Source organism: Companilactobacillus nantensis DSM 16982 (assembly GCF_001435815.1).
In the GTDB taxonomy this organism is placed as follows: Bacteria; Bacillota; Bacilli; order Lactobacillales; family Lactobacillaceae; genus Companilactobacillus; species Companilactobacillus nantensis.
Window position 1 is genome coordinate 38,851 of sequence record NZ_AZFV01000017.1, and the last position, 22,410, is coordinate 61,260.

Genomic DNA, 22,410 nt, shown 5'->3' on the forward strand with positions numbered 1-22,410 from the left:
GTCAATAAATATGTTTAGGAGGCAAATATAATGAAAAAAGTTATGACATATTTATCTATTTCAATGGGTTTACTATTCGGATTATCAACTTTAGCTAACGTGACAACAGTTAAGGCGGATTCAGTTTTGCCTGCAGGACGTTATGCCTTTGCTGTAACAAGGACAACTGAAACAACCGATCAAAAGGGCGACTTGACCTCAACAGTTTTACCCAAAGGGTCTTCATGGCTAATCAATACCGAATATGATAAAGGTGACCAGACATTCTTTCAATTGGCACCCAATGTAGTGGTTAATTTGTATGCAGGCTATGTTTATACGCCAAAGGTCCAAGATGTAAAAGTCATTTCCAAAGGACCAGCATCTTTGTACGACCATAATGGACAATTAATTACTGACCGCGCTTTAGCTCCAGGCAGTGAATGGTATTCAGATCGAGTGATTTTCCTAGATCATGAGACTTACTATCGAGTAGCTACAGATGAATTTGTTTCGATTGGTAACGTAGAAGAATACTAACTTTTTTAGATTGGTATAGGTCCGATGGTTTATTTTTAAATCGTTGGACCTTTTTATATCAAAAATAATTTATCTTGTGGAACACCTGATGTGACAACCATATGTTCGTGTCAAGCAAAATATTTAGTGTTATCCACTTGAAATTTTCTCCATACTTTAAATTGAAAAAACCATTGCTAAGTCTTCGAGTTCGATATTAGAATAGTAGTTGCGACTTCGATTTTCGCTTTGAATTCTGCAGAATTCTTTAAGGTACAAGATGTAAATTTTGTCATTAAACTGCCGTTATGGCGGGACACAAAATGGTTCTATAGAAGTTAATAATAATAATTCAATACTACATATTGTTATTAATCCGAATTGAAGGTACTATATATTGTGTTATTAAAAAGTGTGGAGTGATTATTAATGGACGTAATTAATAAAGTTATTTTATCCGACGAATTCGTCGACGAAGTTAAGAAAACAATTAAACCCCACTGGGGTGAATTAGGCTGGGTTACATACAAGCGTACTTATGCGCGTTATATTGATGAACTTGGTCGGACTGAAAACTGGTCCGAAACTGTTAAGCGTGTGGTCGAAGGAAATATCAATCTTGACCCTCGTTTGAAAGATAATAATTTAACTGATGAACAATATGCCGGATTAGTTAAAGAAGCTCAAGATTTATATAAATTGGTCTATGGTTTAGCTGCCACTCCTTCAGGGAGAAACCTTTGGATCTCTGGGACTGAATATCAACATCGTAATGGGGATGCCCTCAACAATTGTTGGTTTGTTGCCATCAGACCCCAAAAATACGGTGATAGCCATATTGTGCCAAGCTATCTTCAAAAAGAACAACTTGCTGTATCAATGCCTTTCTCATTCATGTTTGATCAATTGATGAAGGGTGGCGGGGTTGGTTTCTCTGTCGTTCCTAGCAACATGAAACTAATGCCTGTTGTTGATAACAAAGTTGATTTAACTGTCATTATCGGTAAGGACAGTGCCTCATACAAAGATGCTATCGCTGCTGGTGCCGTAGACCGTGACGACTGGTTGGCAAAGCATGATATTGCCGATACACGTCACTATGAATTACCAGATACCCGTGAAGGTTGGGTTATCGGTAATGCCAATATGATTGATGCTCACTTTAACGATACGAATGATGGTTTCAAGGATGTTGTCCTTGATATTACTGATATCCGTGCCAAAGGTGAAAAAATCAAAGGTTTCGGTGGAACTGCTTCTGGTCCCGTACCATTGATTGAAATGTTCTTTGATATTAATGAAGTTTTAAATAATGCCGTTGGTCGTAAGTTGACTTCAGTTGACTGTACCGATATGGGTAACTTGATTGGTAAAACTGTTGTTGCTGGTAACGTCCGTCGTTCGGCTGAACTTGCTTTGGGCGGATCAACTGATGATGATTTCATTACAATGAAACAAGATCAAAAGAAACTTTATCACCACCGTTGGGCTTCTAATAACAGTGTGGCCGTTGATTCAGAGTTCAAACGTTATGCTCCAATTGCTGACTCAATTACTCACAATGGTGAACCTGGTATCGTTAATTTGGAATTATCACGTAACTATGGTCGTGCCATTGATGGCTATCAAGCAGGAATTGATGATGGCGTTGAAGGTACCAATCCTTGTGGAGAAATTTCACTAAGTAATGGTGAACCATGTAACTTGTTCGAAGTCTTTCCATTGATTGCTACCGAACAAGGCTGGAGTTTGGAAGAAGCTTTTGCCTTAGCAGCCCGTTATACAAAACGTGTTACATTCAGTAACTATGATTGGGAAATTTCACGTGATGTCATTCAAAAGAATCGCCGGATTGGTGTTTCAATGTCAGGTATCCAAGATTGGATTTTGACAACCTTTGGTAATCGTGTCGTAACTGGTTTTGAAGCTGCAACTGATTCTGAATCAGGCGAAACAATTCAAAAACCTATTTATGACCAACGTGTTGTAAAGAAGTTCGATGATTTGTATCACACCGTTGTTGAAGCTGATAAAGAATATTCAAAGGCCCTAGGCTGTAAACCATCAATCAAGCATACAACAGTTAAACCATCTGGTACTGTTGCTAAATTGGCTGGTGTTTCTGAAGGAATGCATTTCCACTATGCCGGTTACTTGATTCAAAGAATTAGATTCCAAGATACTGACCCATTGTTGCCAGCATTGAAGGCTTGTGGATATAAGATTGAACCTGATGTTTATACAAAGCATACAATGTGTGTTGAGTTCCCAGTTAAAGCGGCCAACGCTGATGACCCTAACTTTGCCTCAGCTGGTTCAGTTTCAATTGCTGAACAATTCGCTACACAGGCATTCTTACAAACATATTGGTCAGATAATGCGGTTAGTTGTACGATTACATTCCAACCAAAGGAAGCCGACCAAATTGCATCATTGATGTATCAATACAGACACGTCACAAAATCAACTTCATTGTTGCCATATAGTGGAGCTGACTTTAAACAAGCACCTAAGGAACCAATCGACAAGAAAATTTATCAAGAACGTGAAGCAGAAGTAAACGAAAACGTTGCTGATGTCTTCGCTAAACAAAACGATAATCACGATAAGAAAGATATTGAACTAGTCGATCAGTCAGATTGTGCTGGTGGAGCTTGTCCAATTAGATAGTTACTAGTTGGGTCGTCGTTTGATTTAATATATTTGAATAAGTAATTTAGTCCAGAGGCATCCATAATAGGGTGCCTCTTTTTTTGTCATCCGATTTAGTTTTTTCCATTATTAATAATCAATAATTTTTGAACTGATTTTTTCTTCTTAATTCAATATATCCGTAGGAAACATAAAATAACCAGTCAACAAACTAGCCGGAAGGAGCAAGAGATTTAGGTCGCTGTGCAGGTGGTGTTAGGGCTTTAGCCCTTACTCCACGGGACGAGTTTTGAAACTCGCGTATTTTGCGAGGTTCAAAATCGAGGGTCGAGACCGCTTTTTGGCTCGAGCCGGTCCCATAGCGACCTAAATCTCTTGCTCCTGGAGGCGGCCCACAAAAAAATAATCTTAATACTTTACTTTTTAAATTTACAGTCGTAAACTATGAATTGTTAAGAAGATTACAGATGTAAACTTAAACAAAGGAGGAAATGACATGAAAGAAGTTGAATCAATGAGCCGGGCTGAATGGCAAGTGATGCGGATCATTTGGACATTAGGTGAGGCCACGAGTAAACAGGTCATTGAAATCCTAGAACGAAAGACTGAATGGAAGGCCGCAACAATTAAAACTTTAATGATTCGGCTACAAAAGAAACATTTTTTGAAGGCTGAAGAAACCAAGCGTCCTTACATTTATCAACCAATGATTCAAGAAGACGATGCTATTCATGAAAGTGTTAATGAATTATTCGATAGCATTTGTTGCATGCGCAAAGGTACCGCAATTAATGACTTAATTGAAAATTCAGATATTTCGCAAAAAGATATTTCTAAGATACTCGAAACATTAAACAAAAAAGCTCAAACAGCGCCAGAAGAGGTCGAATGTGACTGCCTGGAAGCTGATTTAGATTAAGGGGATGATCTTATGAAAGATATGAATATGAAACACGAAGATATGAAGGAAGACATGAAAATGGACATGTCGAGTGGCCATGATATGATGATGCACGGTGGTCAGATGATGGATATGGGTGATTTAAGACAAAAGTTTTGGATTTCACTAGCTTTAGCCATTCCTGTATTTATCCTTTCACCTTTTATGGGAGTAAATCTACCATTTCAATTTCAATTTCCAGGTTCTGAATGGATTGTTTTGATTTTATCCACAGGCCTATACTTCTACGGTGGGAAACCATTTTTAACTGGTGCTAAAGGTGAATTAGCTGAAAGAAAACCAGCGATGATGACCTTGATTACCATGGGTATCAGTGTTGCTTATATTTACAGTCTTTATGCCTTTGTTATGAACGATTTATTACATTCCTCAACTAAAATCATGGATTTCTTCTGGGAGTTAGCTTCATTGATTGTCATCATGTTGCTAGGTCACTGGATTGAAATGAAATCTACTATGAGTGCTGGGAATGCTTTACAAAAAATTGCTTCATTGGTACCAAACAAGGTTCACATGATTCACGGCACAGAAACAATGGATCACGATATTTCAATGGTTAAATCAGGCGATATTGTTGAAGTTCGTGCTGGTGAATCAGTTCCCCTTGATGGACACATTATCGCTGGTTCTGGCTACATCAACGAATCATTGATTACTGGTGAATCAAAAGCTGTTAAAAAGGAACTTGGTAGTAAAGTTGTCGGTGGTTCAATCAACGGTGATAGCACAATTAAGGTGAAAGTTGATAAATCAGCCGGAGAAGGCTACTTGTCACAAATCAGTAAACTAGTATCTGATGCCCAAAATAATCGTTCTAAGACGCAAATGCTTGCTGATAAAGTATCTAGTTGGTTGTTCTACGCTGCTTTAGTTGCTGGTATCTTATCTTTCATTTACTGGTTGATTTTCGATGATATGAATACTGCTTTGAACAGATTAGTTACTGTTTTAGTTATTGCCTGTCCTCATGCTTTAGGTTTGGCAATTCCACTAGTTATGTCACGTAGTACTTCAATCGCTGCCACAAATGGTTTGATCATCCGTGATAACCAATCAATGGAAAACAGTCGTAAGATTGACTACATCGCTATGGATAAAACTGGTACTTTGACTGAAGGTAAATTTAACGTTAACGGACTTCAAAGTACTGATGAATCAATTGACGATAACAAGTTATTAGCAATTATCGCTGGTATTGAAAGTGGTTCAAGTCACCCAATTGCCAATAGTGTCGTTCAATATGCTCAAGATAAAAAAGTTACACCTGTTGCTTTGGAAAATATCAAAGCACTTAAAGGTTATGGTATGAGCGGAACTCTTGCAGGTCACGATTACTACTTGATTAACATGAAGTTCCTCAACGAAAATAAAATCGCTGTCGATAAACAATTAGTTCAAACATACTTGGATAAAGGTAATACAATTAGTTTCTTGGTTAATGACGGTAAAGTTTTAGGCTTCGTTGCTTTAGGCGATACTATCAAGAAGAATACAGTTGAATTTATCAAAGAATTAAAGGCTAGAAATATTACACCTATCATGTTAACTGGTGATAATAAAGATGCCGCAGCTATTATGGCTAAACAAATGGGTATCGATGAGTTCAGAGGCGAATTACTACCTGAGGATAAACACAAGGTTGTTGAACAACTCGAACGTGATGGTCACCATGTCATGATGGTTGGTGATGGTATCAACGATGCACCTAGTTTAGCTGCTGCTACAATCGGTGTTGCTATCGGTGCTGGTACTGATGTTGCTATCGACTCAGCCGATGTTGTTCTTTACAATTCAGACCCTGGCGATATCATCAAATTCTTGAAGTTGTCACACAACACATATCGTAAGACCATCGAAAACCTCTGGTGGGGAGCTGGTTACAATATTGTAGCTATTCCACTAGCAGCTGGTGTTCTAGCAGGTGTTGGCTTCGTTCTTAGCCCAGCCATCGGTGCTGTGATTATGTCATTGTCTACCGTCGTTGTTGCTTTGAACGCTTTGACACTCAAGATGTAAGGTGTTCGAACAAGTGATTGAATAAATTAACTAATCGATTACAAAGCTGTTGGTTATTGGAATCAATAATCTAAGCAAAAAAATTGACTATTTGATTAAAACGTAAAAAGTTTACAAAATGTTGTTCTAAATAGGATTGCCAATCAAAAAGGCAATCCTATTTTTTTGATTTTTGTTTAAAAATTGATTTGATTACAAAAGTAATTATTTACAAATTAAATATTTACTAATCAAATTACAGAATATCTTTTATATAAAGTTGAATTGTGAAGACATTAACTATTGCCAAAAGTTATTCGACACTATAAAATGGGGTTGAAAATAAGGTAGGTGACGAGAAATGGCAGTTATATCGTTTTATTTGGATGGACGAGATGAAAAATTGATCAAAAATTATGCGAGATCTAAAAATATGAGTGTTTCTGCTTTTCTTCGTTCAATAGCTGTCGAATCAATTGAAGACGACTTAGATGACCAACTCTATGAAAAAGCAGTGAGTGAGTCGAAAAACAACGAGCATGATATTTCTTTAGACCAGCTACATAAAGAGATGGAGGCATATTGCTGTGAGCATTCGAAGCAATGATAGGGAATAGGTGACTGTGAAGGGTTTTTGACTTCACAGCCATTTTTTTGTTTGCTGGCCGCCGCTGGAAGCGAGGGAGTCCACCTGCTGTGGGACCGCCTGGAGCCAAGGTCTCCAGGCTCGATTTTGAGCTTCGCCAAGTACGCGAATCTCAAAATACGTCCGTGGAGTAAGAGTGGAAGGCCGCCACTCTAACACCACTGTCACTGCTGGTGGGCTCCCTCGCTTCCAGTGGCTAATGTATTGAATACGTCGCCTCCAGGAACAAGAAATTTAGGTCGCTATGGGGACCGGTACGAGCCAAGGTCTCGCACCTCGATTTTGAGCTTCGCAAGAACCGCGAATCTCAAAACTCGTCCCGTGGTGTAAGGACTAAAGTCCTAACGCCACCTGCACAGCGACCTAAATTCTTGTTCCTTCCGGCTAGTTTATTCGTTGCTTTGTATTTAATCATAATAATAAAAGAACAATCAAATATCTTGAATATTTCGGCGGCAGTAAAAAAATAGCAAAGTTATTGACAAAGTTTTCGGCAGGGGTTATTCTTTATCCATCAAGTGAGTAACTAAACACTCACCTAATTAATGAACAGTGAGAAGGCTTAGTAAATTATGACAAACGCAATTATTTCGATGAAAAATGTTGTTAAAAAGTTTGGTAAAGAAACTGTTTTGAATCATATTGATTTTGATATTCCTCAAGGTAAGATCATTGGTTTGATTGGACCTTCTGGTGCTGGTAAATCAACTATTATTAAGATTATTTTAGGGATGGAAAAGACGCAAAAGGGCACTGCCACTGTTTTTGGTAAAATCATGCCTAACCGTCAACTCTTGAATCGAATTGGTTATATGGCACAAACTGATGCGTTGTATGAATCGTTGACTGCACGTGAAAATTTGCAGTTTTATGCCGATATGAAAGGTGTGGCCGGTCAAAAGGCTAGTCGTCAAATCTTGCATGTGGCAGAAGTTGTTGAACTAACTAATGACTTGAATAAACGTGTCGGTGGTTATTCTGGAGGTATGAAACGTCGTTTGTCACTAGCAATTGCGATGCTTGGTGACAGTGAAATTTTAATTCTAGATGAGCCAACTGTTGGGATTGATCCAGCGTTACGTCGCCAAATTTGGACTGAACTTCATAAATTACGTGATGAAGGGAAAACCATTTTAGTTACAACTCACGTTATGGATGAAGCTGAGTTGGTCGATGATGTGGCCTTGATTTTGGGTGGCAAATTGATTGCTTATGATACACCAGCTAATTTAAAGGCTCAATATAATGAAGATACAGTCGAGAATGTTTTCTTAAAGGTGGAGGACGAAAATGAAAAGAACGTGGTCTATCGCTAAACGTGTTTTAAAAGAATTATTACGTGATAAAAGAACTTTAGCATTGATGTTTCTAGCACCAATTTTAGTTTTAACTTTAATGAAAGTTGTCTTTACTGCCAATTCCACGACCAATGTCAATATTGCGACGGTTAATGTTCAAAGCAGTTTAGTTACGCAAATTAAGAAAGTGGACCACATTAAAGTCCACAAGTATTCGACTGAAACGAAAGCTAATAAAGCTTTGAAAGACCAAAAGGTCGATGGTATCGTGCATTACAAGAATGGTAATTTTTATGTTAAAAATGCCAATACGGATGCCAGCAAAACTGCTGCTACGAAAGCTGCCTTAAATGCCTCAATTGTCGCAACTAATATTAAAGAATTAAAAACAACTTTAACTGCAATGACAGCGGCCAATCCGCAAGCTGCTGCAATGATGCAATCGAAACAAAAGAAAGCTCCCAAGATTCATAATTCATATGTTTATGGTGACAAGGACACATCATTTTTTGATAAAATCTTGCCTATCTTGATGGGATTCTTCGTTTTCTTCTTCGTCTTCTTGATTTCAGGGATGGCTTTGTTGAAGGAACGGACAACTGGAACCTTGGATCGACTTTTAGCAACACCAGTTAGACGTTCAGAAATTGTTTTTGGCTACATGATTAGTTATGGTTTGTTAGCCATTATTCAAACATTGATCATAGTTCTATACACTATTTATGTTTTAAAGGTCGAAGTTCTTGGTAGTTTGTGGAATGTTGTGGTTGTAAATGTAATCTTAGCAATGGTTGCCTTGGCTTTTGGTATCTTAATGTCAACCTTTGCCAAATCTGAATTCCAAATGATGCAATTTATTCCTATTATCGTTATTCCCCAAGTATTTTTCTCAGGAATTATTCCTCTGGATACTATGGCACATTGGGTTCAAATAATTGCCTACATTTTGCCATTGAAATATTCAGGACAAGCAACGACTGATATTGTGATGAGTGGTTCTGGGCTTAGTCAAATTTTGGGACCAATTGGCGCATTATTAATTTTCTTGGTAGTATTAACTATCTTGAATGTACTCGGACTTAAACGTTACCGTAAGGTGTAGAAGGGACTTGATTTTTTGGCAGAACAACAGATATCACAAGACTTTAAAGCATGGGTAGGAGCATCAGACATGCCAGCTGGAAAGAAAAAAGTTGTTTTAGCAGCGTTAAGGCTTTTTTCGGAAAAAGGATTTGATGGAACAGCAACCAAAGAAATTGCGATTGAATCTGGTATGAGCCAAGCAACAATCTTTAAATATTTCAAAACAAAAGAAGATTTATTGTATTTCATAATTACACCGTTAATGAAAAATATTATTCCAGTGTATGTCGCCGATTTTAAAGATGCCATGGAGCAACGTCAGAACAATTTGGAAGCACTCATTCACTATGTGGTGCGCAGCCGATATAATTTTTTGGCAGATAATAGTGAAGTAGCATCGATTATGCTTGCAGAGATTTTGACCAAAGATAAAGTTAAAGCCAAGTTTATTGAGATGCTAGCAGAACGTGGTGGCGATATTGTCAAAGTGTTTACGAATTTAGCCGAAAAGAGTGGGGAGATTAGATCAGATGTTAAACCAGAGGCGGTGATTCGATTAATCGTCTCCCAGGTTTTGGTTTACTTTTTACAAAATCACAAGATTTTTGAACCTCGAGATCAAAAACAAGTTGATGAAGATCTCGCTGAGATTGAAAAGTTAATTATTACAGCTATTAAAAAATAATCGTTATGGCATAACTGATTTTTCCTAAACATGCAGCATAAACGTGGAACAAACCATAGCTTTTTCCGCTTAAACCAAATAAGAGCAGCAATCCAAAATCGGATTACTGCTCTTATTTGCCTTAATGCTCGAAAGCTGAACATGGTTTGTTCCACTCTCTATTTATAATATGGTAAATCTAAAAACGTAATAATTGTTTCAGTACCTTCACCGGGATGGGAATTAACGGTAATCGCATGGCCAAGTTTATCGACCATTTTTTTCGTTAAGTACAGACCCATACCAGTTGATTTACTGCCAGATTGTCGACCATTACTACCGGTGAAACCTTTATTGAAGATACGGCTGATATCTTGGTTCGCAATCCCGATTCCGTTATCTTTGATATGTAGTTCGATATTATTGTTCGTTGTTGTCGTAAAGATGGAAATCTTGCCACCGTTGTCAGTATATTTCAAACTATTTGCCAAAATTTGGTTAATAATAAAACTCAACCATTTTTCATCGGTTAAGACTTTTTTATCGGTCAAATCAAAATTAATTCCGATACGCTTACTAATGAAGAGGCGTTTATTTGTTCGAATACAAGCTTTGACAATGTCGTTTAAATCTTGCTCTTGAATCAAATAATCATTTGAGAAATTATTCAGACGGGCAAAGTAGAGCGCTTGGTCAACGAGATAATCAATCTGATCAATTTCTTCAGCAATTAAAGCTGGGTCTAAGTCATCATCTTGTGACAACTTCAACGCAGCCAACGGAACTTTGATATCGTGAACCCAAGATTCGGTATACTCACGTTGATCTTTTTGGTTTTGATAAAGTTCAGTCAACTCATTACGGTATTCCATGGAGATATTATTTATCTTTGTTTGGATAAACTTTTGTTCATTGTTGCGGGCACCGAATAACTCTTTTGATAAATCCTCTTGGTAGTTTTCCAGTTGTTGATACCAAGCTTTTTTGTGCATGTAGGAGATGGCCAGATTGACGACTAGAAAAACCATTGCTAGAACCCACGTATAAATTAAGGTTCCAATGTGAAAGTTAACTTGAGGGTCTAAGAAGAGCACTAATTCAACGAAAGTCATTCCTACTAGAACAATCAAAATGGAGTAGATATGATCACGTAAGTATTTAAAAAATGTCATGTTTTACCTCGTGTTAAATTGCCGCCTCCAGGAACAAGAAATTTAGGTCGCTATGGGGACCGGTTCGAGCCAAAGGGCGGTCTCGAACCTCGATTTTGAACCTCGCAAAGTGCGCGAGGTTCAAAACTCGTCCCGTGGTGTAAGCACTAAAGTGCTAACGCCACCTTCACAGCAATCTAAATTCTTGTTCCATCCGGCTAGTTTATTCGTTGTTTTTGATTCTGGATGGTTAAGGAATAATATATCCTTGTCCAACTTTAGTAACGATATAATTTTTCAAACCAAATTTTTCAATTTTACCACGTAGACGATTGATGTTAACTGTTAATGTGTTGTCGTCAACGAAACGTTCGTCGTCCCACATGAAGTTCAAAAGTTGCTCACGTGTCACAATTTTACCTTGATCTTTTAAAAGTCGTTGTAATAATTTGTATTCATTTTTTGATAAATCAATTTTATTGTCGTCGATTTCAACTGAACCGCTGGAGAGATTCAGCTTTAGACCATTGTGTTCGATTACGTCGCTGGTACTCTTTGTGAAATCGTATGTTCGACGTAAGAGGGCATTGATTTTAGCAATCAAAATATCGACTGAGAAAGGTTTTTCAACGAAATCGTCTGCCCCCATGTTCATAGACATGATTTGATCCATGTTAGAATTACGGGATGAGATGATAATTATCGGTGTTTTGGAAACTTTGCGAATTTCTTGGTTCCAATAATAACCGTCGTAAACTGGTAAATTGATGTCGAGTAAAACTAAATCGGGTTTATAATCATTAAATTGTTCAATGATATTATTAAAATCTTTGGTAATATAAGAATTCATTTGCCATTTTTCGAGATTCTCACTGATTAGTTGGGAGATAGATGGGTCATCTTCAATAATCATAATTTTAGCCATGATAAATTTCCTCCGTGCTAGAATAAAGACACTATATAGTATGATAACAATAATTAAGTCTATGGTGATAGTTAATTTTTTTGGTGGGGCCGCCTGTGGGTGCTATGAAGTTAACCTGCTGTGGGACCGCCGCAAGCATTGTGTCTCCAGGCTCGATTTTGAGCTTCGCAAGGACCGCGAATCTCAAAACTCGTCCGTGGAGTAAGAGCTAAAGCTCTAACACCACTGTCACTGCTGGTTAACTTCATAGCACCCACAGGCTAGGGTATTGTGTGGATTTGATGTCATTAGTTTTTACTTTATATAGGAAATTAAAAAAGGTTTTATAATTAACTTTCAAATAAGATTATATAAGAAAGTACACGTGGTGCTAATTAAGTCGTTATGTTATTTATTAAATTCAAAGTATAAATATAGACGTATAAATATAGCTTATTTTTTAGGTAACTATTACCATGCATAAAAAAATTAAAATATAATAGCTGGTTTTACAATCTACCAGCAGCATAGGAGAGTTAACTGTGCAAATTGCTGTAAAAAATATTTCGAAAGATTTTGGGCGTAAGCGTAATGCTGTTCACGCTATTAAGGATATCAGTCTTGAGGTCGACCATGGGGAGTTCCTAGGGATTATGGGACCTTCTGGGGCTGGTAAAACGACTTTATTAAATATGATTTCAACTAACGAACGTCCCGATCATGGTCAAATTGTGATTGATGGTTTGGATTTAACGCAATTACATGATCGTGATCAAGCTAAGTATCGTCGTAACAAGATGGGCTTTATTTATCAGAGTTTTGAATTGCTTGATTCTTTGAATGTAAAAGAAAATGTTATTCTACCACTTGCTTTGAATCGAGCCAATAAAAAGCTAATTGAAGAACGTTTTAATTATATGATGCAATTATTAAACATTGAGAAATTGTCTGATCGGGCGATTGATGAATTATCTTTAGGACAACGTCAGATTGTAGCGGCGGCCAGAGCGTTGATTAATCGTCCAGAAATTTTGTTTGCGGATGAGCCAACTGGTTCACTTGACTCTAAATCAGCGACAATTTTGTTGAACTATATCCAAATGGTCAATGAAAAAGAGAAGACAACGATTTTGATGGCAACTCATGATGCTTTTACAGCTAGTTATTGCAGTCGGGTCGTTTTTATTAAAGATGGAGTTATTTTCTCGGAAATTGTTAATCCGGGCAATCGTGATAAATTTTTTGAACAAATAATCAACATGCAACGAACGATTGGTGGAGGGGATTACTTCAATGTATCGAAAAATTATTAAACGTAGTCTTTCCAATATGCGTGACAGTTATTTGATTTATATTTTGGCATGTAGTTTTGCTATTGGGATTTATGGAATCTTGCTGTCAATTGGGGATAGCCCCTCAGTTTATATTGCGCTGCATTGGTGGGATTCATTCATTTATGACATTACGAATATTATGAGTAGTCTATTCGCCTTTTTCGCGTTTATTTACATGATTTATGTTGGTGGTTTTTTTGTTAAGCAGCAGCGGAATGAATTTTTGACGTTTGAAAAGTTAGGTATGCAACGTTGGGTCATTATAACTATCAGCTTTTTTCAAACTGCTATTGTGCAAGCAGTGGCTTGGTTGATTGGGTTAATGTTGATGCTGGTATTTCAAAAATTTATGGGAATGCTGTTATTTTATTTGATGCAAGTCCATTTTAATTTTGGAATGTATTTAAGTTGGGATGACTTGTGGTTAATTTTCCAAGTGTTCTTGATTTCAACTTTGATTTTGAGCGTAATCAATGCAATTAAGACGATGCGGATTTTGCAAAAGAAACAACGTCGGACAATTGTTAAAACACGTTGGTGGTTGCGGATTCCAGCAGGACTTTTCGGAGTTGTTTTACTGCTGAGTGCTCAAGTTGCAACGTTATATTTATTTAAAGATATGCGAACAATCAGTTATTCATCACGCCCACTTATGGAAGTGGCTTATATTATGGTGGCTGATATTTTTGGAACATATTTAGTTTATTACGGTTTCTTGCCAACTATTCTGAATGTCATGGAAAAGATGCGGTCGGTTTCTTATTCAGGTATTAACTTATTCTCATTCAAGTATATGAAAGAACGACTTTTTCAAAATATTTCTATTTTGTGGTTTGTAACTGAATTATCAGCGCTAGCTTTAGCTCTGTTGACGTTTTGTTACTTTGGCTATCAAGCAGTCCACCAAAACTATAACAGTGCCTATCCGTTCGAATTAGCGGCTAATAAGGACACGGTTAAGGTTATTGGTGGGGAGTTAAAGAAGAGTGATGCTAAGGTCAAAGGGAGCTATAAAACGGATGTCAAAATCAATTTGGTGTCCTACTATAGTAAGTCGAGTCAATCGTATATTCGCCAACCAATGACTTTTATGTCTTATTCAGACTATAAATCTTTGCCCAAACGAATGCGAAAATATAATCCGAAAATCAATGGACATGAATTTTTGAAAATTGATTATAATTCGTCGATTATGTATCACAATGATTCCAAGGAGCATGATATTGAAGTTAAGGACGCGCCGATGATTCAGACCGCAAAGCAGGGGCATTCGTTCCCTTATGGTAGTTCGATGCATTTTGGACCAATGATGATTGTGCCGAATAAATACTATAAAAACATGCCAAGTGAAGTGAAAGATACTTTCTATGGCTGGGACTTCAAAAAGGGTGATCGCCTAAGTAAACAGCAGTTACATAAACTTGGTAATTATCGGGATGCTTACTATATGAAAGTTGATTTCAAGTCGTCATTAGCTGATTCGACAATTGAGGTCATGAAAAAAGAACCCAACAAGTATGAGGCAGCAACCTATACTCAAGCTGGATTCTTACGCCAAGGTAATTTGAAGAAACAATTCAGACAAGGTGGCGGATTTTATTTATTTATCGTAGCACTGTTCAGCATTGCGTTATTAGTGGCGTTAGGTAGTGTCTTAACGTTAAGAATTTTGTTGCGGGATGATTATCAATCAACACAATTGCGGACATTACAAAAAATTGGTGTCGAAGAATCAGAAATTAAGGGAATCATCAGACGTGAAAATACCTTAACATTCTTGATTCCGATTGTCTTTGCATTGATACAGTCCTTTGCAGCTATTGCCATGTTTGACTTTGGTCGTCATATATCGAAGAATATCGTTTTAATATATGCAGGATATATTATTTTGTATGGAATGTTTGGAGTTATTAGTTTCCAAGTTTCATGGCGAGGGGTTAAGCAGAAGTTTAAGCTTTAAAAATGCCGTCTCCAGAATCGAGAAATAGTTACTGGCTATGCGGACCGGCCTGAGCCAAGGTCTCAGACTTCGGTTTGAAGCCTTGCAAGCAAGTCTCCAAACACGCCCGGTGCTGTAAGCACGGGAAAATCGCCCGTACTAACACCACTTTCACAGTCAGTAACTATTCTCGATTCTTCCGACTAGGGTCTTTTTATGAATTTAAATTTTTTAGTTGTAGGGTAGTTAGAATTTTCTCCAAATATTAGTTAATTGAATTAATAATAAAAAAGAACTAGATAAATTTTTACGATGATGTAAATTTTATCTAGTTCTTTTTGGATTTTGTTTTAATTTTTAATCGGCCAGCGAGTAGGCTTTAGAGAAGAAACCGAAATCTTCCTCGGTAGTGCCCTGGATTTGCTTTTGAATTTCTTCTTGAAGCATTAATTGCCAGGCTTTAATTTGGCTTGTTTCAGTGAAAGTGCGAATAATTAAATATTCTCTTGGACTTTCCCTGTTTTGCAAGGTAGCAGTTGCGTTAGAATTAAAGGAGTATTGGTGGGTACCAAAGAGTTTATCTTCGAATAATTTGGCTTGGTCAGCATTTAATTTCAAATAAGTCAAAGAATAAAGATTCTTCTGAGGGTCGTAAACTCCATTGATACTGCGATATTGTGCAAATGTTGATAACCTTTTTATTAAAAGATGGTCAGCATTTGCATGAAATAAGGGTTTTAATAAAGTATCAGCAGATGTTAGCTGACTCTTTAAAAAATTATATGTGCCTAGCTTTAATGTTATGTTCATAATTATTGAAATCCTTTCAACTAAAATATTTTTTGGAGGTTTTCCATGTTAGTTACAGTTTTAGGCTTTTACGGTGGTTATCCACATAATGGAAATGGTACATCTGGCTACTTATTACAGGCCGATGATAAAAAATTATTGGTCGACTGTGGTAGTGGCGTTTTAAATGCACTTTCTAAATATATGAAACCAACTGATTTAGATGCTGTCGTACTATCTCATTATCACCATGATCATACAGCAGATGTCGGTGTTTTGCAGTACGAATGGCTTGCCGCTAAGAAAGAAAGTCCACTTCCTATTTATGGTCATACACAAGATTTTGTCAACTATGCACAACTAACAGTTGAAAATGCCACAAAGGGAATCGCTTATAACGACTATGAACCAACTGAAATCGATGGTTTAACTTTCGAATTTCTCAGAACAGTTCATCCTGTTCCTGCTTATGCAATGCGTATTACTGATAAAGCAGGTAAGGTACTCGTCTATACAGCGGATACAACTTACTTTGACGGTTTGGTTGATTTCGCCAAGGATGCAGATTTGTTGATTGCTGATACTAATTTCCCAGAAGATGTCACGGGACGCAAAGCCCATCTTAATACCAAAGAAGCTGGAACGTTAGCTAAAGAAGCTAATGTGAAACGCTTGATGATTAGTCATCTTCCTCAAACAGTCGATTTGGAGACTATGTTAGCACAATCACAAAAGTATGCAGGGGATATTCCTGTTGTTCATGCATTCCAAGGACTAGAGATCGAAGTTTAAACACGGTCTAACAACGATTAGTTTTCAATGAAAGCTTTATAAAATTTAACTAATACAATAAATAAACTAATATTTATGTAATTTGTGAACACTTTACATAAAGGGCTATTTGTCGGGTACATTTTTTCACAAGTATATAAAATTCGAACAAGTATTCGTAACTTTTTATTGAAAAAGTATAGATTTTATTATGATAGTAAGTTACAATATTTATGTGTTTAAAGAGTTTGATACTACACAGGAAAGGAGAGATTATATATGGTAACCATTTATACATCTCCAAGTTGCACTTCATGTCGTAAAGCCAAGGCTTGGCTCGAACAACATGACATTCCTTACAAAGAAAGAAACATTTACTCAGAACCTTTAAATAAGCAAGAAATCAAACAAGTTCTTCAAATGACTGAAAACGGTACAGAGGAAATTATCTCTACTCGTTCAAAGGCATTCCAAAACCTTAAGGTTGATTTAGACGATTTAACAATTGATCAATTGTTAGATTTAGTTCAAACAAACCCAGGTCTATTGAAGCGTCCTATCATCATGGATGACAAACGTCTCCAAGTTGGATTTAATGAGGACGAAATTAGAAGATTCTTGCCTAGAAGTGTTAGAACTATGGAACTTCAAAAGGCTCAACTAATGGCTGGCTTATAAAAATAAAACTAGAATCACTATACTTTGGTATAGTGATTTTTTTTTACCCATCTCCGGCTAGTTTGATAGTTATTTTAAATGGTTTGTTAGGAATAAAATTGAAAAAACTGGAAAAGAGTTCTAAATACGGAAACGGCACTCAACTAATTTTGTATTCCTATGTAGTAATAATTAATTAGTTAATTTGATTTTGAAAAAGAACGGACAATTTTTTTGAAGTGTCTTATTTTTACTGTATTATTCTGCAATTTTTATTGAAAAATCGAGAAATAATACACATATTTCATTAAAGTGGATATTATCTAATGCTTGGCGCACTAAGGTTCAGCTTTGGGAAAATGGTTTTATATATATTGGAATAATACGATATTAATATATCGATATACTTATAGTACAAGATTACATAATTTTTAAGGATGGTTGAAATTATGGTAAAGTCGAGAGTACTTTTCAAGCCTAAGATTGTTCGTTATATAGTAAGACTTGTCATTTTATTGGGTATGGCTTTTTTGCCGTTTTTAGGTGGTCAGGTGGTCCATGCTGACGATGTGAATATTCAAGATGTGTTGAGTCAGGATAATGGTACAACTGTTACTAATTCAACTAACACAATCATGCCTTTAACTGTGGAAAGTGCGGCTGATCCGACTGATATTGCTAGTGGTACTTTTGGAGATGCTGATTGGAGTATTGATGCTAATGGGAAACTTAGTATTACTACATCAAAAGACGGATATACAATGTTACCGAAGCTGACAGCTATCAATAGTGGTCCAACCGATTTACCTTGGAAGAACTATACTAATCAAATTAAAAGTGTATATGTTGGTAAAAATGTTGGGGCTAACGCCCAATCTGATTATTTATTTTCTACTCTTCCAAATGTTGTCAGCATTGACGTTAGTAATTTGGACACTTTGATAATGAAATCTGCAGAATATATGTTCCTTAAAGATTCAAAACTAGTTGAAGTCATTGGTTTAGAAAATTGGAATATACCATATCTTACTTCTATTAGTCATATGTTTGACTCTGATTCAGCATTGACATCGATAGAAGGGATTGGGAATTGGGATACATCAAGAATCACAAACATTTCAGGTTTATTTAGTAATGCAAAATCATTGAAAGATATTTCAGAATTGGAAAAATGGGACACTTCAAGTATAACAAATATGGATTCTATATTTTATTCCACGACAATAACGGATTTTTCTCCTATAAAGAACTGGGATGTATCCAAAGTTACCAGTATGTCTTCGATGTTTACATACAATTCAAGTGTTACAAGTTTAGATTTTAATTGGGATACCTCTTCAGTTAAATTTTTTACCAATATTTTTTCAGGTTGCACTAATCTTAGTGTAATTAATGGTCTAGATAAATTTAAGACTGAAAATGCCACGAACTTAGATGGTATGTTCAATAATGATAATAAATTATTGTCACTTTCAGATATTTCTAATTGGAATACTTCAAATGTCGTGAATATGTCGTATACGTTTAGTTACTGTAAGGTATTACCTAATTTAGATTTAAGTGAGTGGGATACATCCAATGTCACGAATATGGCGGGTATGTTTAGTGGTGACACTAATTTAAATGAGAATAATTTAATCGGCCTAGATAAATTTGATACTTCAAATGTTATAAGTATGACGAGTATGTTTAGTAATACAGGATTCACTGTATTAGATTTGACCAATTTTAGTACGTCAAAAGTTACAACTATGAATGGTATGTTTGAAAGTACAATGAAACTACAAAAAATAATTGGAAATTTCGATACCAGTAATGTTAATAATATGAATGCTCTCTTTAATCAATCAAGTATAAGTGACCTTAGTGGATTGAATATCTCCGATTGGAATACGTCTAAAGTAACCAACATGGGATCGATGTTTAGAAGTACTACAGGTATTAAAACTTTGGATTTATCAAGATGGAATACTTCAAATGTTACGACTTATTATCTAATGTTTAATAATGCACGGGCTTTGGAATCAATTGATATATCGAATTTTGATATGACTAATGCTACAGATGTTACTTATATATTTTATTCTACTCCTAAACTATGGAAAGTGACTTTTGGTCCGAAGTCAATTCTTTCACTTCCCAAGCCTGTTCAGATGACAAATGAAAATAAGATTATGTTAGGTAATCCTAAACCAGGTACTGCTATTGGTGACACAACTTATTCAGCTATCAGTGATAAGTGGCAGGAAGTTGATTCTGATAACGGTGGAACTGATCACTCTCCACAAGGAAAACTGCTATCTGCTGACGAGTTAATGGATCTATATGATCAACCTGGTGGTCCAACTGAAACCTACGTCTGGCAACAACAACCTAAAATTGATATGAATATGAGCGTTCCTGATATTGATTTTGGAAGAACTTACAACTCAGCAGGATTAGTAAAACGTAATGACAACTTCGAAATTCATGTGAATAACAATAGTTACCCAACTGATGCCATTCCAGCTAAAATTGAAGTTTCAATGGAGAGACCACTAACAGATAGTGTGGATTCTTCCAAGACGTTAAATGATGTCCTTATTTTTAAGGGTGAAGATAATATTGAGAAAGTTTTATCCGCTACCGATACTGAAATTTATGATGGGGATATTGCTAATGGTTCTAGCGACTTATCATGGGATAATGACCATGGAATTTTATTGAACATGAACAATGATCGATTCGCGCAAAATGGGCATTACTCAACCACTCTGAATTGGACATTAACTAATAGTCTCTAAAAAGGACATAATCTTTGACTACTATTTCAACTTTTAGTATATTGTTCGAATGACTTCTAATATCGATGTATGATAGTTGAAATAGTTTTTGAGACTGTTAAAATGTAGATACAGAATTGAGGTGACTATGATGGAAATGGATCGACTTAATGAGAACACGATCAGAGTCATTCTTAGTACAGAAGATTTACAAGAACGCGGGGTAACTGTTTTGGATTTGCTTGGCAATAAGAAACAGATTGAAACGTTCTTCTACAGTATTTTGGATGAAGTTGATAAGGATCATGCTTTTACAAACAACGAACCCGTTACTTTCCAAATCATGCCAAACAAGGCCGGCTTGGAGCTATTGATTAGCAAGAGTGATGATTCTGACGGCACAGGTTCATTGCCATTAAATGGGCTACAAGATTCAGCCGATAATAATGATGATAATAACTTTGATGATGAAAAAGTTGGAACTGAAGAATATGACAGCGATACTGCTCCATATTTAAATGACCCAGATACACCTACAAAGACTGTTATCGTTGAATTTAAAGACTTTGAAGATTATGTCCAATTGGCTAATTTGTTACACTTAGAAAGTGGAATTTCAAACCTTTGGGAATACAAAGATAAGTATTACTTGCAATTGATTCTGTTCACAGATGAAATGCATGAAATGACTTACAGCGATGTCTTAGCACTACTCAGCGAGTATAGTTTTAAGACTAAGGTTACCGCAGCTGTCTTATCTGAGTATGGTAAAAAGATTATGACAAAGACTGCTTTGGAATTAACAAGATATTATTTTGCAAAATAATTAGATCAACCGTTAGGTTGATCTTTTTTTGAATATGTTTAAAAATAAAAGATAGTTATTTGGAGGAAGATACGATGGCAACTACGGCAATTTATATCTCAGAGTTAGGAAAGAACCTTAAGAAAATAACTGATGATGTTGTTAATTATGATGATTACGTTATAATTACAAAACCTAAAAATAGAAATGTGGTTCTTATGTCGGAAAAGGAATTTAATTCTTGGAAAGAAACTTTGTATTTATTAGAAACTGAAGCAAATAGAGCGGCGCTTGATGAATCTATCCCCCAAGCAGAAGCTGAACATGAAAATTAATATCAAAAAGTCGTCATATCCATTGGGTAGACGGCTTTTTAAGTTCCAATTAAATCCATGGTTCAAACATCATTGATATCAAAAATATGATAACTAGGAATCTGACTAAATGATGTGACCAATGAATTTTTCCTTGACCATAACCATGTAAAACTGCAGCGAACCAAATAACTAATAGTAAAATAGTTTCTACTAAATATATTTGACTGTGGAAAGATAGCAGAGTAATGACCAGTATGATCAAACTCGTAATGTTTAAGAAACCACTTAACTTGATTGACGTATTTGCTTTCATGTAATTGGAAAAATTTAAAATGCTAATGATTCCCATTAAACCAATGAATAGAGCTGCTAAGCACATAGCGATAAAATTAATCATTTTGGTGCCTCCGGTAAAGATTTTTACTCATCTTAGCATGGTTATTAAAATTTGGTATATTGGAGGTTCTAATAAAGTAGGCCAATTCGTCAAACTTTATGGAAACGCATACATTGATTTGCTAAAATTTAATCAGGTGGTGAGGATAATATGGTAGAAAAAGCAGAAATTATTGATGTAATGAAACAATTGAATCAAGCATTAAATCAGGCACATACTAATTCTCTGACAGCACAATTTGTTAATTAGAGTTTAGTGGAATTACAAAATAGTGAAGGGGTAGCTTTTACAGGTGCAATGCAATATTTTTTGAATAAAGCTCCAGTAGTCAAATTATCCGACGGTATCAAGTTAAATGAAACAGAAAAGAAGCTATGGCATCAGGCACTATCTTTTAATGAATTAGGCAATAATCTGTGGGGTGCGAACATCTAAAATTAAGGATGGCGTGGATTATTATGAAACAAGCAGATCAAGAAAAAGTTATCAAAGCAATGGAAAATTTGAGCTTTGAATTAAATAAATATCATCCAAATTCCCAAACGGCACAGTATGTTCAGGAAACGTTGAATAATTTGCGTAAGGAAAATGAGAAAGCTTTTACTGGAACATTTGAGTACTTCATTATTAAGGCTTCAATGTTGCGACACGATGAAAATATCGAATTGAATGAAATTGAAGAGGCTCGTTTTTGGGATGTCTCGTGTTTGAAAGATTTAGGTAATGATATGTTCTTTGGTATGGGGATTGGTTGGTAGTATTTCTTGCTCCTAGGCTAGTTTATTAA

Annotated in this window: 20 protein-coding genes; 16 read left to right on the top strand and 4 right to left on the bottom strand. The window is 36.0% G+C overall.

The window, feature by feature from the left end; translation table 11 throughout:
* The first annotated feature begins 30 nt into the window (after positions 1-30).
* From FD31_RS08375 to FD31_RS08410, 8 genes are all read left to right on the top strand, one after another.
* Complete coding sequence (locus FD31_RS08375) at positions 31-519, top strand: hypothetical protein (protein ID WP_057892325.1); 489 nt, start codon at positions 31-33, stop codon at positions 517-519.
* Between the two features lie 408 nt (positions 520-927).
* Positions 928-3,168, top strand: a complete 2,241-nt coding sequence (gene nrdJ, locus FD31_RS08380) for a ribonucleoside-triphosphate reductase, adenosylcobalamin-dependent (RefSeq protein ID WP_057892326.1) — start codon at positions 928-930, stop codon at positions 3,166-3,168.
* A gap of 478 nt (positions 3,169-3,646) precedes the next feature.
* Positions 3,647-4,069 (top strand): CopY/TcrY family copper transport repressor, encoded by a 423-nt coding sequence (locus FD31_RS08385; RefSeq protein ID WP_057892327.1) that lies wholly within the window; start codon positions 3,647-3,649, stop codon positions 4,067-4,069.
* A 12-nt stretch (positions 4,070-4,081) separates the two neighbouring features.
* Complete coding sequence (locus FD31_RS08390) at positions 4,082-6,127, top strand: heavy metal translocating P-type ATPase (protein ID WP_235805346.1); 2,046 nt, start codon at positions 4,082-4,084, stop codon at positions 6,125-6,127.
* Positions 6,128-6,467: 340 nt separating this feature from the next.
* Positions 6,468-6,713, top strand: a complete 246-nt coding sequence (relB, locus tag FD31_RS08395) for a type II toxin-antitoxin system RelB family antitoxin (protein WP_057892328.1) — start codon at positions 6,468-6,470, stop codon at positions 6,711-6,713.
* A 611-nt stretch (positions 6,714-7,324) separates the two neighbouring features.
* On the top strand, positions 7,325-8,068 hold the full coding sequence (locus FD31_RS08400; protein ID WP_057892329.1) for an ABC transporter ATP-binding protein: 744 nt from the start codon (positions 7,325-7,327) through the stop codon (positions 8,066-8,068).
* Complete coding sequence (locus FD31_RS08405; protein WP_057892330.1) at positions 8,043-9,152, top strand: ABC transporter permease; 1,110 nt, start codon at positions 8,043-8,045, stop codon at positions 9,150-9,152. Before FD31_RS08400 ends, FD31_RS08405 begins: the two co-directional genes overlap by 26 nt.
* Before the next feature lie 15 nt (positions 9,153-9,167).
* Complete coding sequence (locus FD31_RS08410) at positions 9,168-9,818, top strand: TetR/AcrR family transcriptional regulator (RefSeq protein WP_057892331.1); 651 nt, start codon at positions 9,168-9,170, stop codon at positions 9,816-9,818.
* Between the two features lie 158 nt (positions 9,819-9,976).
* Here FD31_RS08410 and FD31_RS08415 read toward each other — a convergent pair whose 3' ends face one another.
* Together FD31_RS08415 and FD31_RS08420 are read right to left on the bottom strand one after the other, a co-directional pair.
* Positions 9,977-10,969, bottom strand: a complete 993-nt coding sequence (locus FD31_RS08415; protein WP_057892332.1) for a sensor histidine kinase — start codon at positions 10,967-10,969, stop codon at positions 9,977-9,979.
* 229 nt (positions 10,970-11,198) lie between these two features.
* Positions 11,199-11,873, bottom strand: coding sequence for a response regulator transcription factor (locus FD31_RS08420; protein ID WP_057892333.1), 675 nt, complete (start codon positions 11,871-11,873; stop codon positions 11,199-11,201).
* A 521-nt stretch (positions 11,874-12,394) separates the two neighbouring features.
* Here FD31_RS08420 and FD31_RS08425 point away from each other — a divergent pair.
* Positions 12,395-13,165, top strand: a complete 771-nt coding sequence (locus tag FD31_RS08425) for an ABC transporter ATP-binding protein (RefSeq protein ID WP_057892334.1) — start codon at positions 12,395-12,397, stop codon at positions 13,163-13,165.
* Complete coding sequence (locus FD31_RS08430) at positions 13,146-15,146, top strand: FtsX-like permease family protein (RefSeq protein ID WP_057892335.1); 2,001 nt, start codon at positions 13,146-13,148, stop codon at positions 15,144-15,146. The genes FD31_RS08425 and FD31_RS08430 overlap by 20 nt, the downstream gene beginning before the upstream one ends.
* A 336-nt stretch (positions 15,147-15,482) precedes the next feature.
* Here the strand turns inward: FD31_RS08430 and FD31_RS08435 are convergent, their stop codons facing one another.
* Positions 15,483-15,935, bottom strand: coding sequence for a hypothetical protein (locus tag FD31_RS08435; protein WP_057892336.1), 453 nt, complete (start codon positions 15,933-15,935; stop codon positions 15,483-15,485).
* 45 nt (positions 15,936-15,980) lie between these two features.
* Here FD31_RS08435 and FD31_RS08440 point away from each other — a divergent pair, with 45 nt between their 5' ends.
* From FD31_RS08440 to FD31_RS08460, 5 genes are all read left to right on the top strand, one after another.
* The gene (locus FD31_RS08440) at positions 15,981-16,706 is read left to right on the top strand and encodes an MBL fold metallo-hydrolase (RefSeq protein ID WP_057892337.1); all 726 of its coding nucleotides are present in this window, start codon (positions 15,981-15,983) and stop codon (positions 16,704-16,706) included.
* Between the two features lie 258 nt (positions 16,707-16,964).
* Positions 16,965-17,363 carry a transcriptional regulator SpxA gene (spxA, locus tag FD31_RS08445; RefSeq protein WP_057892338.1) on the top strand — a complete coding sequence of 133 codons (399 nt, stop codon included), beginning with the start codon at positions 16,965-16,967 and terminating at the stop codon, positions 17,361-17,363.
* 428 nt (positions 17,364-17,791) lie between these two features.
* A complete protein-coding gene (locus FD31_RS08450) occupies positions 17,792-20,125 on the top strand; it encodes a BspA family leucine-rich repeat surface protein (RefSeq protein WP_057892339.1) in 2,334 nt (777 codons plus the stop codon).
* Between the two features lie 130 nt (positions 20,126-20,255).
* Positions 20,256-20,930 carry an adaptor protein MecA gene (locus tag FD31_RS08455; protein ID WP_057892340.1) on the top strand — a complete coding sequence of 225 codons (675 nt, stop codon included), beginning with the start codon at positions 20,256-20,258 and terminating at the stop codon, positions 20,928-20,930.
* A gap of 74 nt (positions 20,931-21,004) precedes the next feature.
* The gene (locus FD31_RS08460; RefSeq protein ID WP_057892341.1) at positions 21,005-21,244 is read left to right on the top strand and encodes a type II toxin-antitoxin system Phd/YefM family antitoxin; all 240 of its coding nucleotides are present in this window, start codon (positions 21,005-21,007) and stop codon (positions 21,242-21,244) included.
* Positions 21,245-21,293: 49 nt separating this feature from the next.
* Here the strand turns inward: FD31_RS08460 and FD31_RS08465 are convergent, their stop codons facing one another.
* Complete coding sequence (locus FD31_RS08465) at positions 21,294-21,623, bottom strand: hypothetical protein (protein ID WP_057892342.1); 330 nt, start codon at positions 21,621-21,623, stop codon at positions 21,294-21,296.
* 458 nt (positions 21,624-22,081) lie between these two features.
* On the opposite strand from FD31_RS08465, the gene FD31_RS08475 reads away from it, so the two are divergent.
* The gene (locus FD31_RS08475) at positions 22,082-22,381 is read left to right on the top strand and encodes a hypothetical protein (protein ID WP_057892343.1); all 300 of its coding nucleotides are present in this window, start codon (positions 22,082-22,084) and stop codon (positions 22,379-22,381) included.
* Positions 22,382-22,410 lie beyond the last annotated feature (29 nt).

Coding starts and splice junctions, on each gene's coding strand:
- FD31_RS08375 (WP_057892325.1), top strand. CDS start 31: ATGAAAAAAGTTATGACATATTTATCTATTTCAATGGGTTTACTATTC.
- nrdJ (WP_057892326.1), top strand. CDS start 928: ATGGACGTAATTAATAAAGTTATTTTATCCGACGAATTCGTCGACGAA.
- FD31_RS08385 (WP_057892327.1), top strand. CDS start 3,647: ATGAAAGAAGTTGAATCAATGAGCCGGGCTGAATGGCAAGTGATGCGG.
- FD31_RS08390 (WP_235805346.1), top strand. CDS start 4,082: ATGAAAGATATGAATATGAAACACGAAGATATGAAGGAAGACATGAAA.
- relB (WP_057892328.1), top strand. CDS start 6,468: ATGGCAGTTATATCGTTTTATTTGGATGGACGAGATGAAAAATTGATC.
- FD31_RS08400 (WP_057892329.1), top strand. CDS start 7,325: ATGACAAACGCAATTATTTCGATGAAAAATGTTGTTAAAAAGTTTGGT.
- FD31_RS08405 (WP_057892330.1), top strand. CDS start 8,043: ATGAAAAGAACGTGGTCTATCGCTAAACGTGTTTTAAAAGAATTATTA.
- FD31_RS08415 (WP_057892332.1), bottom strand. CDS start 10,969: ATGACATTTTTTAAATACTTACGTGATCATATCTACTCCATTTTGATT.
- FD31_RS08420 (WP_057892333.1), bottom strand. CDS start 11,873: ATGGCTAAAATTATGATTATTGAAGATGACCCATCTATCTCCCAACTA.
- FD31_RS08430 (WP_057892335.1), top strand. CDS start 13,146: ATGTATCGAAAAATTATTAAACGTAGTCTTTCCAATATGCGTGACAGT.
- FD31_RS08435 (WP_057892336.1), bottom strand. CDS start 15,935: ATGAACATAACATTAAAGCTAGGCACATATAATTTTTTAAAGAGTCAG.
- FD31_RS08440 (WP_057892337.1), top strand. CDS start 15,981: ATGTTAGTTACAGTTTTAGGCTTTTACGGTGGTTATCCACATAATGGA.
- spxA (WP_057892338.1), top strand. CDS start 16,965: ATGGTAACCATTTATACATCTCCAAGTTGCACTTCATGTCGTAAAGCC.
- FD31_RS08450 (WP_057892339.1), top strand. CDS start 17,792: ATGGTAAAGTCGAGAGTACTTTTCAAGCCTAAGATTGTTCGTTATATA.
- FD31_RS08455 (WP_057892340.1), top strand. CDS start 20,256: ATGGAAATGGATCGACTTAATGAGAACACGATCAGAGTCATTCTTAGT.
- FD31_RS08460 (WP_057892341.1), top strand. CDS start 21,005: ATGGCAACTACGGCAATTTATATCTCAGAGTTAGGAAAGAACCTTAAG.
- FD31_RS08465 (WP_057892342.1), bottom strand. CDS start 21,623: ATGATTAATTTTATCGCTATGTGCTTAGCAGCTCTATTCATTGGTTTA.
- FD31_RS08475 (WP_057892343.1), top strand. CDS start 22,082: ATGAAACAAGCAGATCAAGAAAAAGTTATCAAAGCAATGGAAAATTTG.